The organism is Actinoplanes sp. NPDC051343, assembly GCF_044455125.1.
Lineage (GTDB): Bacteria > Actinomycetota > Actinomycetes > Mycobacteriales > Micromonosporaceae > Actinoplanes.
Genome location: NZ_JBITEL010000017.1, coordinates 166,684 through 179,653, shown reverse-complemented (window position 1 = coordinate 179,653; position 12,970 = coordinate 166,684). Strand labels below are relative to the sequence as shown.

12 protein-coding genes are annotated in these 12,970 nt (G+C 69.2%); 3 read left to right on the top strand and 9 right to left on the bottom strand.

Features of this window, described 5'->3' with window-relative positions:
• Positions 1-236: 236 nt before the first annotated feature.
• Genes ACIA5C_RS42025 through ACIA5C_RS42010 form a run of 4 tightly spaced genes read right to left on the bottom strand, consistent with a single transcriptional unit; the run spans position 237 to position 2,690 of the window.
• Positions 237-827 carry a hypothetical protein gene (locus tag ACIA5C_RS42025; RefSeq protein ID WP_396065595.1) on the bottom strand — a complete coding sequence of 197 codons (591 nt, stop codon included), beginning with the start codon at positions 825-827 and terminating at the stop codon, positions 237-239.
• The gene (locus tag ACIA5C_RS42020; protein WP_396065593.1) at positions 828-1,685 is read right to left on the bottom strand and encodes an SDR family oxidoreductase; all 858 of its coding nucleotides are present in this window, start codon (positions 1,683-1,685) and stop codon (positions 828-830) included.
• A 33-nt stretch (positions 1,686-1,718) separates the two neighbouring features.
• Positions 1,719-2,087, bottom strand: a complete 369-nt coding sequence (locus ACIA5C_RS42015) for a VOC family protein (RefSeq protein ID WP_396065591.1) — start codon at positions 2,085-2,087, stop codon at positions 1,719-1,721.
• A gap of 24 nt (positions 2,088-2,111) precedes the next feature.
• Positions 2,112-2,690, bottom strand: a complete 579-nt coding sequence (locus ACIA5C_RS42010) for a GNAT family N-acetyltransferase (protein ID WP_396065589.1) — start codon at positions 2,688-2,690, stop codon at positions 2,112-2,114.
• On the opposite strand from ACIA5C_RS42010, the gene ACIA5C_RS42005 reads away from it, so the two are divergent.
• Positions 2,659-3,114: a hypothetical protein gene (locus ACIA5C_RS42005; protein WP_396065587.1), complete on the top strand. Its 456-nt coding sequence runs from the start codon at positions 2,659-2,661 to the stop codon at positions 3,112-3,114. The genes ACIA5C_RS42010 and ACIA5C_RS42005 overlap by 32 nt on opposite strands.
• Positions 3,115-4,027: 913 nt before the next feature.
• On the opposite strand, the gene ACIA5C_RS42000 is transcribed toward ACIA5C_RS42005, so the two are convergent.
• Entirely contained in the window at positions 4,028-5,467 is a 1,440-nt protein-coding gene (locus ACIA5C_RS42000) for a helix-turn-helix domain-containing protein (protein ID WP_396065585.1), read from the bottom strand.
• Positions 5,468-5,586: 119 nt separating this feature from the next.
• Between ACIA5C_RS42000 and aceA the strand changes: the two genes are divergently transcribed.
• Together aceA and aceB are read left to right on the top strand one after the other, a co-directional pair.
• On the top strand, positions 5,587-6,864 hold the full coding sequence (aceA, locus tag ACIA5C_RS41995) for an isocitrate lyase (protein WP_396065613.1): 1,278 nt from the start codon (positions 5,587-5,589) through the stop codon (positions 6,862-6,864).
• Positions 6,864-8,477 (top strand): malate synthase A, encoded by a 1,614-nt coding sequence (aceB, locus tag ACIA5C_RS41990; RefSeq protein ID WP_396065583.1) that lies wholly within the window; start codon positions 6,864-6,866, stop codon positions 8,475-8,477. Before aceA ends, aceB begins: the two co-directional genes overlap by 1 nt.
• A 97-nt stretch (positions 8,478-8,574) precedes the next feature.
• On the opposite strand, the gene ACIA5C_RS41985 is transcribed toward aceB, so the two are convergent.
• The 4 genes from ACIA5C_RS41985 to ACIA5C_RS41970 are packed head-to-tail and all read right to left on the bottom strand — an operon-like array spanning position 8,575 to position 12,927.
• The gene (locus tag ACIA5C_RS41985) at positions 8,575-9,840 is read right to left on the bottom strand and encodes a spherulation-specific family 4 protein (protein WP_396065581.1); all 1,266 of its coding nucleotides are present in this window, start codon (positions 9,838-9,840) and stop codon (positions 8,575-8,577) included.
• 49 nt (positions 9,841-9,889) lie between these two features.
• Entirely contained in the window at positions 9,890-10,705 is an 816-nt protein-coding gene (locus ACIA5C_RS41980) for a carbohydrate ABC transporter permease (RefSeq protein ID WP_396065579.1), read from the bottom strand.
• On the bottom strand, positions 10,698-11,669 hold the full coding sequence (locus ACIA5C_RS41975; protein ID WP_396065577.1) for a carbohydrate ABC transporter permease: 972 nt from the start codon (positions 11,667-11,669) through the stop codon (positions 10,698-10,700). The genes ACIA5C_RS41980 and ACIA5C_RS41975 overlap by 8 nt, the downstream gene beginning before the upstream one ends.
• Before the next feature lie 4 nt (positions 11,670-11,673).
• Entirely contained in the window at positions 11,674-12,927 is a 1,254-nt protein-coding gene (locus ACIA5C_RS41970) for an ABC transporter substrate-binding protein (protein WP_396065575.1), read from the bottom strand.
• Between the last annotated feature and the right edge of the window lie 43 nt (positions 12,928-12,970).

The following is a 12,970-nucleotide window of genomic DNA, read 5'->3' as shown; positions in this document are numbered from 1 at the left end:
ACACCCTCACCCGCCGAGCCACCGGCGAAACCACCCCAACCTGGCGAGACCCCCAAATCACATAACACACAAAATACGTGAATCAGACGCCCTCTGAGTCCGGACCCAGGCCCCTGTCGATTCGATTCCATGGGTACTCGACGTTGTGGGCCGAGCCGGCCGAGATTGAGGCGCCTGGGAGTAGAAACTCCGGTTCGGGCACGGTGCCGGCGGTGGAGGCCTGCGGTTAGCGGCAGTCACTCGGCGGCGTGGGTGCACTCGCCGTCCTGCTTGCTCAGGATCAGCAGCAGGTACTTCAGGGTGGGCGACGCCGAGTGGTCGCTCCCGGCGGTGAAGAAGAAGACGTACAGGGCGGAGGCGTTGCCGGGGACGGGGGCGAGGAAGTCGCCGAACAGCCGGACCTGTTCGGCTGGGGTGCCGAACTCCGGGTTTCGGTATTTGGGGTAGGCGGCCGCGATCTGCGGGATCGTGGCACCCGCGCGGATGCCCTCGGGCGTGGCCGCGGCCGGCGGTGCGGTAATGACGGCCAGGCCGTGGTGGCGGGAGAAGTGGGCGTAGCCGCCGCCGGCCAGCTCCACGATGGTGCAGGTCGAGCCGTTGTTCAGCCAGTGGGTGGCGATTTTGAGATCGCCGGTGGCGTCGGCCTGCTCCAAGGTCATGCCGAGCCGGAGCCTGCCGATGCCGTCCGGGCCGACCGCGGTCGCCGGCGGGGCGCCGGCGGCCACGGTTTGCGGCTGTGGGGAGGTGTTGCTGTGTACGAGCGCGAAGGTGGCCACGGCCAGGAGGACGACGGTGAGGACCTGCCCCAGCCGGACCGCGATGCGCATTCAGACTCCTTGATCCCGGTGGTCTGGGGATCGTAGCCGGAACGCGGCCGCGTGGTCGCGGGCCCACGATTCGTACGGGAGGGCCGGCCGGCCGGTGAGCCGGGCGACCTCGTCGGTGAAAGGTTCCGGGTGGTCGACCAGATGGGATTGACCGGCGACGATCGACGATGCCAGCGCAGGCGGGAAAAGGGAGGTCGCCTCGGCCGGTGGGACCTCCTCGAACCGCAACGGGCGCTCGAGCACCGAACCCAGGACGGCGAGTTGTTCGGCCTGCGTGAGTTGCGCCGGGCCGGTCAGGTGATAGGCCTGTCCCCAGTGGTCGCCGGACGTCAGCGCCTGCACCGCCACCGCCGCCAGATCGGCCTCGTGAATCAGCGCGCGGCGCGCGGACGGGAAAATCCAGCGGAGGGTGTCCGAATGCTGCAGCTGCGATGCCCACGCCAGCGTGTTCGCCGCGAAACCGCTCGACCGCAGGAATGTGTAAGGGGACGCCGCCGCGATCAGCCCTTCCAGATAACCGTGCGAACCCATGATTGAGCCGTCCGGCCGGTCGGAATGATGGGCGCCGTGCGCCGAAAGGTAGACGATCGGGCGCGGAGCGAGCGCGGCGATCAGTTCGCGTGCCGCGAAATCGGCTGCGACGGACGGGAAAACCAGGAAAACGGCATCGACGTCGGCCAAATCAAGAGAGGCCGGTTCGGTGAGATCTCCGGCGACCATTTCGGCCCCGGGAACGGTGACGGCCGGGTGCCGGGTCACGGCCTTCACGCGTACGGTCGGGAAAAGCGCAAGTTGCGCAGCGACCTGGCCGCCGACCCGGCCCGTCGCACCGGTCACCAGGACTGTCCGTCGTGTCATGTCGCGAGCCTAAAAGCTGAATCGTGGTTGAGGTCAAGCGCCGAAGGCGCGGGCCTCCCGGTCGAAGAGCGCGGGGTCGCTGTGCTGCGGGATCACGCAGAGCAGGTGGCCGCCGGGTGCCCGCAGGATGTGACAGTCGAGCCACCGGTTGATCTCGACCGCGCCGAGCCCGACGAGGCGCGCGGTCTCGGCGTCGACGTCGTCGGTCTCGATGTCGACGTGGTAGCGCGCCTGGTCGTCGACGGCCTGGATCGCCAGATCGAGCCCGGGCAATGCGCCGGGCAGCGACGTGAACTGCTCCTCGCCGGCCACCGGCTGGGCGGGAACGCCGAGCGCGGCCGACCAGAACGCGGCGGCCGCCGGCACCTCGGCCTGCGGGACATCGATGAGGACGACGGACATTCGGCTCCGATGCACGAACGCAGATTACTCCGGGCCGAGCGCTTTCCGCATGCGCACGAGCGGCACCGGTACGCCACCGGCCGCATCCGTAAGCTCTTCGACCACACGGAATCCGGCCGATTCGTACAGTGGGCGGCCGGCCATCGTTCCCATCAGGTCGAGCCGCCGGAATCCTTCCTTTCTCGCCGCCTGTTCGCAGAGCCGGAGAATCAGGCGTCCCACCCCGCGCCGCGCAAAATCGGGATGCGTGTACATCGCGCGCACCTTGGCCGGCTCGACTTCCGGGTCGAGCAGAGCCGCATCCCGTCCGGCCGAATGGTCACCGCCGTAGAGCGTCGCCCGGCGGCTCCACCCGCCGCAGCCGGCGATGCGTCCCGCTTCCTCGACCACGAAGTAGGTCCCGTCGTCGATCAGCTGGGTGTCCAGCCCCATGATCGCCCGGCTGGACTCGATCTGCGCCGCGTCCAGAAACCCCTTCTGCAGCTCGCCGATCGCGGCGTCGATGACCGGCATCAACGCCGGCAGATCCCCCTGCGTGGCCACCCGGCTGACAAACCCCATGCTGTACAGAATGTACGAGCAGATGACCGGCAGCCACCGCATCACCTGGTCCGGCCTCCCGCCGCACGTGGCCGCCGCGCTGGGACACGCCCTGGGCAGCGAGATCGTCGCGGCGGACAGCCAGCCGGGCGGCTTCTCCGAGGGCCTGGCCGCCCGGATCCGCCTGGCCGACGGGCGGGCCTCGGCCGTGCTCGATCAGCACCACGCGATCGGCCCGGCCTACTGCGACGCGCTGACCCTGATGTCGAGCGCCTCGCTGAGCGGCATCGACCCTCAGGGGTTGGCCGGCCGCCACCCGCTGACCCGGGACCTGGATCCCTTGGCGGTCAACGTCTTCCTGGCGGCGCACGCGGGCTTCCTCCTCCGCGTGGCCGGCGCCGCCGGCCCCACCACGGACCCGCGACTGGTCACCATGATGACCAGGCTGGGCACCGCCTCCCTGACCTGGCTGCGCCGCCGCTGGTGATCCGCCCCGGAGAAAGCTCCCGGTAGCGCCCGCCGGAGCAATGGCCGAGGGCAATGACCGAGGGAAGCCGATCAGTATTGGAAGCGGCCGACCAGGGCGCGGAGGTCGGACGAGACGCGGGCCAGGTCGGTGGCGGCCTCGCGGATCGAGCCGACTCGGGCAGGTGGCCGTTGCCGCGCCGGCGACCGTGGTTACGTCGTCGCTGATGCCGGCCGAGCCGGCCGCCACGTCGCTGACGCTGCGGCTCATCTCGCCGGTGCTGGCGGTCTGCTCCTCGATCGCCGAGGCGATGGTGGTCTGCAGGGCGTTGATGCGGTCGATGACCTCGGCGATCCGGGCGATCGCCTGCACCGCCTCGCTGGTGTCGGCCTGGATCGCGCCGATGCGCTGGTCGATGTCGGCGGTTGCCCGGGCGGTTTCCGAGGCCAGTTCCTTGACCTCCGACGCCTCCGCGTCCTGCGTGGTCCGCAGCCCGTCCGCGCGGATCTGCTGGGCGAGGTCGCTGGTGGCGGCCGATGCCCTGCCGAACGCGTCGAGCGATTCGCCGGACGCCAGGTCGTCGGCCGCCTTGACGGACGCCGGGGTGCCGGCCCGGCAGCCGGCGACGATGCGGCTGTCGATGTTGAGGAACGCCTCGAACGCCTCCTGGGCCTGGGCGAGCAGGGTCTGCTCGGGTGCGGTCAGCGCGGACTGCGCGACGGTCGCGTACCCGGTGCGCAGCGCGGCCACGGACGCGAGGAACTCCTTGCGCTGCCCGGAGAATGCAGTGACCCCGAGCACCGCTGCGAGCGCCGGCCCGACCGCGCTGAGCAGGAGCACCCGGGTGCCGATCCGCCATCGGCGCAGGAGTTCGACCGCGGGGCGGACTCTCCCCGGGTCGGACGGCCGGTGTACGCGGATCGGCCGAAACCGGTCAGGCGCGGCGGTCGAGGAACTCGTAGACGTCCTGGGCGTCGACGCCCGGGAAGGTGCCCGGCGGCAGGGCCGCCAGCAGGTGCGAGTGGACCCGGGCCGAGGGCCAGGCACTGCCGGACCAGCGGGACACCAGGTCGGCCGGCGGGCGCCGGCAGCACGTCGGGTCGGGGCAGCGAGAGACCGTACGCCGGGTGGTGTCGCCGCCCCGGAACCAGCGGGCGTGCTCGAACGGGGTGCCGACGGTCACCGAGAACTCGCCCGAGCGGGTCGACTCGATGTGGACGGTGCACCAGTAGGTGCCGGCCGCGGTGTCGGTGAACTGGTAGAACGACGAGTATCGGTCGTCGGCCTGGAAGATCTCGCGGGATGCCCACTTGCGGCACACCGGCTGGCCTTCGATCGCGCCGGTCACGTCGGCCGGGAACTGGACGCCGTCGTTCTCGTACGCCTTGTAGACGATGCCGCTCTCGTGGACCCGCGTGAAGTGGACCGGGATGCCGAAGTGGTGGGTAGCCAGGTTGGTGAACCGGTGGGCGGCCGTCTCGTAGGACACGCCGAACGCGTCGCGGAAGTCGTCGATCGCCAGGGCCCGATCGGCTTTGGCCTCGCGCAGGAACTCGACCGCGAACGTCTCCGGCATCAGCAGCGCCGCCGCGAAGTAGTTGGCCTCGACGCGCTGCCGCAGGAAGTCGCCGTAGTCGGACGGGTCGGCGTGGCCGAGCACGAAGTGGCCCAGGGTCTGCAGGACGACCGCGCGCGGGTCGTGGCCTTTGTTGCTCGCCACCTGCGGAAGGTAGATGCGGCGGTTGCGCAGGTCGGTCACCGAGCGGGTGGAGCCGGGCAGGTCGCTCACGTAGTGCAGGGTGAAGCCGAGCTGGGCGGCGATGTCGAGGATGCCCCGCTGGGACAGCGGGCCGGTGGCGTGCCGCACCGACCGCAGCACGTTCGCCGCCGCCTGTTCGATCTCGGCGAAGTAGTTGTCGCGCTCCCGCATGTTGACCCGCAGCTGGGCGTTCGCCCGGCGGGCCACCTCGGGGGTCGCGCTCTGCTCGGTCAGGAGCCGCTGCAGTTCGCGGTGCAGACCGATCAGCGACTCGAGCGCGTCGGCGGGCAGGCGCCGGCCCGCGCGTACGGAAGGAAGGCCCAGCCCCTGATAGGCCGGCGCCTTCTGCAGATGCGCGAGTTCGATCTCGAGGCCGGCCCGGCGCGAAGGCGCCTCGGGCCGCAGAAGGTCTTGCAGAGAGACGTCGAGCGCCGCCGCGATCGCCTGGAGCACCGACAGCTTGGGTTCGCGTTTGCCGTTCTCGATGACCGAGAGCTGGGACGGCGCGCGGCCGACCGCCGCCGACAGCTGCTCGAGGGTCATGCCCCTGGTGCGGCGGAGGTGGCGCAGGCGCTGGCCCAGGGTCACGAGATCGACACTTTGTGAAGCGGTCACGGGTTTCACCCTAGCGGAAGAAACGCAGAATTTCTGCTCACAAACGCCTTCAAGGGCGGGGATTCGATGCGCAAAACTCGAGTTCTTCGAACAGAGGGGATAGGGCAATGACTGATCAGCTGACCGAAGTCAGGGGCGGTACCGCGTCGGACCTCACTCGGACGTGGGCCGGCGATCCGCGGTGGCTGGGCGTCAAGCGCAGCTACACCGCGAACGACGTGATCCGGCTGCGCGGCACCGTCCAGGAGCGGCACACCCTGGCCGAACGGGGTGCCCGGCGACTGTGGGACCTGCTGCAGAACGAGGACTACATCAACGCGCTCGGCGCGCTCACCGGCGGTCAGGCCGTGCAGCAGGTGCGGGCCGGGCTCAAGGCGATCTACCTGTCCGGCTGGCAGGTCGCGGCGGACGCCAACCTGTCCGGGCACACCTATCCCGACCAGTCGCTCTACCCGGCGAACTCGGTACCGTCGGTGGTCCGGCGCATCAACAACGCGCTGCTGCGGGCCGACCAGATCGACACCGCGGAGGGTAAGCGCGAGCGGGACTGGCTGGCCCCGATCGTCGCCGACGCGGAGGCCGGCTTCGGCGGGCCGCTCAACGCGTTCGAGCTGATGAAGGCCATGATCGCGGCCGGCGCGGCGGGCGTGCACTGGGAGGACCAGCTGGCCAGCGAGAAGAAGTGCGGCCACCTGGGCGGCAAGGTGCTGATTCCGACCTCGCAGCACATCCGTACGCTCAACGCCGCCCGCCTCGCGGCGGACGTCGCCGGCGTGCCCAGCATCATCATCGCCCGCACCGATTCCCTCGCCGCCGATCTGCTGACGACCGACGTCGACGAGCGGGACCGCCCGTTCCTCACCGGCGAGCGGACCAGCGAAGGCTTCTTCCGGGTGAAGTCGGGGCCCGCCGCGGCGGTCGCGCGCGGCGTCGCGTACGCCGATTACGCCGACCTTCTCTGGGTCGAGACCGGAAAGCCCGACCTCGAGTTCGCCCGGCAGTTCGCCGAGGCCGTGCACAAGGAGCACCCGGGCAAGATGCTCGCCTACAACTGTTCGCCCAGCTTCAACTGGAAGCGCAACCTCGACGACGCCGACATCGCGCGGTTCCAGAAGGAACTCGGGGCGATGGGCTACAAGTTCCAGTTCGTCACGCTGGCCGGTTTCCACGCGCTCAACCATTCGATGTTCGAGCTCGCGCGCGGCTACGCCGAGAACGGCATGACGGCGTACGTGAAGTTGCAGGAGGCCGAGTTCGCGGCCGAGGCCGACGGTTACACGGCTACCAGGCACCAGGCCGAGGTCGGCACCGGGTATTTCGACGCGGTCTCCACGGCGCTCAACCCCGACAGTTCGACGACCGCCCTGACCGGCAGCACGGAATCGGAGCAGTTCTGATGTCTGAGACAGTGACCATTGTCGGCCTTCAATATCCGGAAGTTCTCACGCCGGAGGCCATCGGCTTCATCGTCGCCCTGGACCGCGAATTCGGCGCGCGCCGGGTGCAGTTGCTGGAGCGACGTCGCCGGCGCCAGGTGGCCCGCACGGATGATCTGGACTTTCTGCCGTCGACGGCGCACGTTCGCGACGATGCCTCCTGGCGGATCGCCGCGCCCGCGCCCGGCCTGATCGACCGCCGGGTCGAGATCACCGGACCGCCCGAACGCAAGATGACGATAAACGCCCTCAACTCGGGCGCGAAGGTCTGGATGGCCGACTTCGAGGACGCCCTTTCCCCGACGTGGCAGAACGTGGTCGAGGGTCAGCTCTGGCTGCGCAACGCGCTGGACGGCACCCTCGACTACACGGCGCCGGACGGCAAGCGTTATGAGATCGGCGAGGAACTCCCGACGATCATGGTGCGGCCGCGCGGCTGGCACCTCCCCGAAGCCCATCTGCGGATCGGCGGCCGCGCCGTCTCGGCCTCCCTCTTCGACTTCGGCCTCTACTTCTTCCACTGCGCGCAACGCCAGATCGACCGGGGCAGCGGACCCTACTTCTACCTGCCCAAACTCGAGTCCCACCTGGAGGCACGCCTCTGGAACGACGTGTTCGTGTTCGCGCAGGAGCAACTCGGCATCCCCCGCGGCACGATCCGCGCGACCGTCCTCATCGAGACGATCCCGGCCGCCTTCGAGATGGACGAGATCCTCTACGAGCTGCGCGAACACTCCGCCGGCCTCAACGCGGGCCGCTGGGACTACCTGTTCAGCATGATCAAGAACCGTCCGGACGTCGTGCTCCCCGAACGCTCCCAGGTCACGATGACGGCGCCGTTCATGCGGGCGTACACCGAACTGCTGGTGAAAACCTGCCATCGGCGCGGCGCCCACGCGATCGGCGGGATGGCCGCAGTCGTGCCGTCGCGCGAGCCGGTGGCCGCGAAGCGTGCCCTCAACCAGGTCCGCCAGGACAAGCGCCGCGAGGTCGGCGACGGCTTCGACGGCTCCTGGGTCGCCCACCCGGGCCTGGTCGAGACCTGCCGCGAGGTCTTCGACCAGTGGCTCGGCACCGAACCCCACCAGATCGTCCGCCGGCGCGACGACGTCCAGGTCACCGCCGCCGAACTGCTCGACGTGAAGACGGTAGGCGTCCAGGTCAGTGAGGTCGCTCTGCGCACCAACGCCAGTGTCGCGCTGCGTTACATCGCGGCCTGGCTGAGCGGTCGCGGGGCGGTCGCCCTCAACGGCCTGATGGAGGACGCCGCAACGGCCGAGATCTGCCGCGCCCAGCTCTGGCAGTGGATCGCCACCGGCACACCGACCGACTACGGCGTGCCGGTCAGCGCGGCCCTGGTCACCCGCATGCTACGCGAGGAAGTGGACGTACTCAGCGAGACCGGCGCACTGGACGAGGACGCCGCCCGGCTCTTCGGCCAGGCCCGCACCCTCCTGACGGTGCTGCTCACGGAACGTACCTGCCCGGAGTTCCTCACGCTGCCGGCGTACCTCCGGCACCTGTCCGGCGGCGCCGGAACCCCGGCGATCTCGCAGCCCAAGGTCCCAGCCTGACGGCCCCGGCGAGATCGGGCGGAACGGCGAGGCCGGGGGCACGGCCTCGCCGTTTCGCTGGCGCCGCTGCCCTCTATTCGGCTAGCGCGCATTCACACTACTGACCGTACGTGAGGACGCCGGTGTAGACGGTGTTGCCGTTGAAGACCGCCTGCTGCGTGGCGGCGAGGCCGGGCAGGGCGCTCAGCGGCACCGTCCACGAGTACGTCGACCCGCTGACCGTCATGCCCGGGCTGACGCCGCCGACCGCCGCCCAGCTCCAGCCGGACGACAGGCTGCGATAGAGGATGTTGTTCTCGATCATGTAGTCGGCGCCCAGGCGGGACGGCGACGGGGACGGCAACTGGAAGCCGGTGGCCGCGTTGTTGTCGGTGTTCAGGTAGACGTGGTGCAGGCTCACCGCCGTGTTGTAGGTCGCCTTGAAGCGCAGCGACGTGGTGTCCCGGCACGCCGAGATCGCGGTGACCGCCCCCGATCCGGGCGCCGAGGCGCAGCTGCCGACCGGCGGCGGAGTGGTGGTGCCGCCGCCCGGGCCGGTGCCGCCCGCCCGCGTCAGCTCGTCCGACCAGTAGCTGCCGGTCGGCAGGGTGTCCCACGGGTTGGGCAGGTCGTCCGGGGTGACGTAGACGTAGCCCGCGTTGCGCTGCTTGCTGAGGGTCATCGCGTTGGCCTCGTTGGCCTGCGACGGTGTGGCGTACACGAGGTGGTAGAACTTGTTCGGATCGGCGTAGCCGAGCTCCCAGGCCGGGGCGCTCCAGCCCGTGTACGAGGCGTACGAGCCCTCGAACATCACGATCGTGTCGGCCGCGTCGGCGTAGCACTGCTCGGCCGCCGTGCCGGGGTTGTCCACTGTGTACGCCCCGGCGTGGTTCTGCTTGGTGTAGGTGTTGACCGCCTGGTAGAGCCCGACGTGCGCGCAGTCGGCCAGGCCGTCGTCGAAGAAGATGCCACCCAGACCGTAGAAGCCGTACAAGGAATACCAGGTCGCCACGTCGCCCTCGGACTGGGTGGTCCAGGCCGCCGTGGTGGTCTGCCCGTTGCGGGTCGTCCGCCCGGTCGTACCGAAGTAGCCGGTGTCGACGTAGCCGATGACGCGGACGCCGGCGTCGGCCGCCGCCCGGATCGCGTTGGCGTAGCCCTGGTCGAACGCGGTGCCGGGCCCGTTGTTCGGGTTCGCGATCGCCACGCCGACCGCGGGCGCGGACTGGGCGAGCTGGGTCCAGTAGGTGCTGCCACTGGGGTTGAAGTAGGCCGGCACGGCGATGTGCTGAGTGGTGGCCGCGGCCGAGGCCGACGTCGCACTGATGCCGGCACCGACGGCCAGGACGGCGACGGCGGCGGCGAGGATGACGGATCTTCGCATGACAGTCCTCTCGAAGCATCTCCATGTATCGATGTGTCGGGCACGAAAATCAGCCCTTGGTACCGGTGAAGGCGATCCCCTGGACGAACTGCCGCTGCATCACCACGAACACCGCGATGACCGGCAGCGACGCGAGCAGCGACCCGGCCATCAGCACCGGGTAGTCGGTCATGAACTGGCCCTGCAACGAGGCCAGCCCGGCCGACAGCGTCATCTTCTCCGGGTCGTTGTTGACCACCAGCGGCCAGAAGAAGTCGTTCCACGACCAGATCGTGGTGAGAATGCCGAGCGCGACCAGCCCCGGCCGGGCGAGCGGCATCATCACCGACCACCAGATGCGCAACGGGTTGGCGCCGTCCAGGCGGGCCGCCTCGTCGAGCTCGGCCGGAAGCCCGAGGAAGAACTGCCGCAGCAGGAACGTGCCGAACGCGCTGAACAGGCCGGGCACGATCAGGGCGGGCAGGCTGTTGAGCCAGCCCAGCTTCGAGATGATCTCGTACTGCGGGATGATGAACAGCTGCGGCGGCACCATCAGCACCGACAGGAAGAGACCGAACAGGAACGTGCGGCCCGGGAAACGCAGGCGGGCGAACGCGTACGCGGCCATGGCGCAGAAGATCACCTGGCCGAGGCTGCGGGCGGCCGTCATCACCAGGGTGTTGAGAAACTGCTCCCCGAAGGGGAGCAGATCGAAGATCTGCGAATAGTTGCTCCAGCGACCGTCGGGCACGAGGGTCGGCGGTACGTGGGTGGCATGCGGCAGCGTCTTGAGCGAGGTCAGGAACTGCCAGACGAACGGGGCGACCATCCCGATCGCGCCCAGCGTGAGCAGCGCGTGGGTGAGCCGCGAGCCCGGCCTACGCATAGGTCACCCACCGCCTCTGGAGCCGGAACTGCACCGCGGTCAGCACCACGATGATGACCAGCAGCAGCATCGCGATCGCGGCACCGTAGCCCTTGTCGTTGGTCTGGAACGCCTTGGCATAGAACAGGTAGACGATCGTCTCGGTGTTTCCGAACGCGGGGTTGGTCCGCGAGCTCTGGTCGGAGCCGCCCATCAGCACGTAGACGAGGTCGAACAGCTGCAGCGAACCGATCACCGAGACCACCGAGACGAAGAAGACGGTCGGCGAGAGCAGCGGCACGGTGATGCGGAAGAACTGCTGAACGGGGCCGGCCCCGTCGAGCTCGGCCGCCTCGTAGTAGTGCCGCGGGATCGCCTGGATGCCGGCCACGAAGATCACCAGGTTGTAGCCCAGCCCCATCCAGATTCCGACGATCACCATGGCGTAGAGCGCGGTCCGCGAATCGGCGATCCAGTGCGGGCCGTGGACGCCGACCAGCGACAGCAGGTAATTGATGACGCCGAAGTCGCCGTTGTAGAGCCAGCGCCAGATCATCGCGACGGCGACCGGCGTGGTGACCACCGGCAGGAAGAACAGCGCGCGGTAGACCGCGACACCCCGCAGGCCGGGCCGGCTCAGCAGCGCCGCGAAGAACACGGCGATCGGCACGCCGATCAGACCCAGGAACGTGTACGCGACGGTGTTACGCAGCGCGCGTCCGACCTCGGGGTCTCCGATCAGCTCGCGGTAGTTCGCCAGCCCGGTCCACTGGGCCGCGCCGCCGAACGGCCCCGAGTGGGTGAACGAGAGATATCCGGTCTGCAGCACCGGCCAGAGGTAGAAGACGAGCAGCCCGAGTCCGGTGGGCGCGATCAGCGCGTACCCCCAGAGGGCCTCGCCCCGGCGGACCCGGCGCCGGCGGGCCGGGACCGCGGAGCCCTGCTCCGCGATCCCCTTCGTCTCGACGACGGAGTCGGTGGCCACGCCGCTACTCCTTGGCGAGTGCGGCGTTCATGGCCGAAGCGAGTTTCGTGGCCGCCGAGGACACGTCCTCCTTCTGGTTCCAGGCCGGCGTGAGATAGGTGGTCTCGAGCTCGTTCCACGCGGCGGTGTCGCGCGACACCGGGTACGGCACCGCGTAGTTCAGCTCGTCGAGGAACGACTGCAGGTGCATCTCCGGGTGCGCCCGCACCCACGCCTGCTGGCTGCCGTTGAACGCCGGGATCACGCCGGCCCTGCCCACGACGTCGGCCGCCTCCCTGGACCCCAGGTACTGCACGAACTTCCAGGCCTGGGCCTTGTGCGGCGTCTTCGCGGCGATGACATCGGCCAGGCCGTGGATGATCGTGGCCCGCTTGACCCCCTTGGGCAGCACCGCCGCGTCGACCTTCGACCTGGTGTACGAGTTGGTGGTGAACTCGGCCGCGTCCCACGAGCCGCCGTAGTACATCGCGGTCTTGCCCGACTCGAACAGGTTGATCGGCGCGGTGTCGGTCATCGTCTTGAGGTCCGGCGACTGGCCCGCCCCGATCAGGTCGGTCCAGAACTTCAGCCCCTGCACGGTGCCCGGGTCGGCGTAGCCGGAGGTCTTGCCGTCCGGCGAGATCACGTAGCCGCCGGCCTGGTAGATGGTGTTGTACTGGTACTCCTGGGCCGAGGTGAGGTTGGCGGCGATCGCGTACTGGCCCTTGGCCTTGTCGGTGAGTCCGGCCGCCGCAGCCTTGAACGTGTCCCAGGTCCAGGTGTCGTCCGGATATTTCACGCCGGCCGCGTCGAACAGCGACTTGTTGTACCAGAGGCCGACGGTGTCGATGTCCTTCGGGATCCCGTAGTGCTTGCCGTCGACGGTGTAGAGATCGACCAGCGACTTCGGGTAGTTGTTCGTGTCGAAGGCGTCGAGCGGGGCCAGCACCCCGTTCGTCGCGTAGAGCCGGAAGTTGGGGCCGTTCATCCAGAAGACGTCGGGCGCCGCTCCCCCGGTCGCTGCCGCCTTCAGCTTCGTCCAGTAGGTCTCCCACGGGGTCAGCTGGACGTCGACATTGATATTCGGGTTTTCCTTGGTAAAGGCCGAGGCCAGTTGCTGCATCGCCGCGATCTGGCTCTTGTCCCAGATCGCGTACGACAGCGTCACCTTGGCGTTCGGGTCGCCACTTCCGGAGTCATCGTTGCCGCAGGCCGCAGCGGCCATCAGCAGGGCGGCCGTGCCCGCCAGGGCGAGCGCCGCACGTCGGAACCGTGCCATCAGCAGTTTCCTTCCACGCCGGCTCAATCGTGCCGTCAGGTTG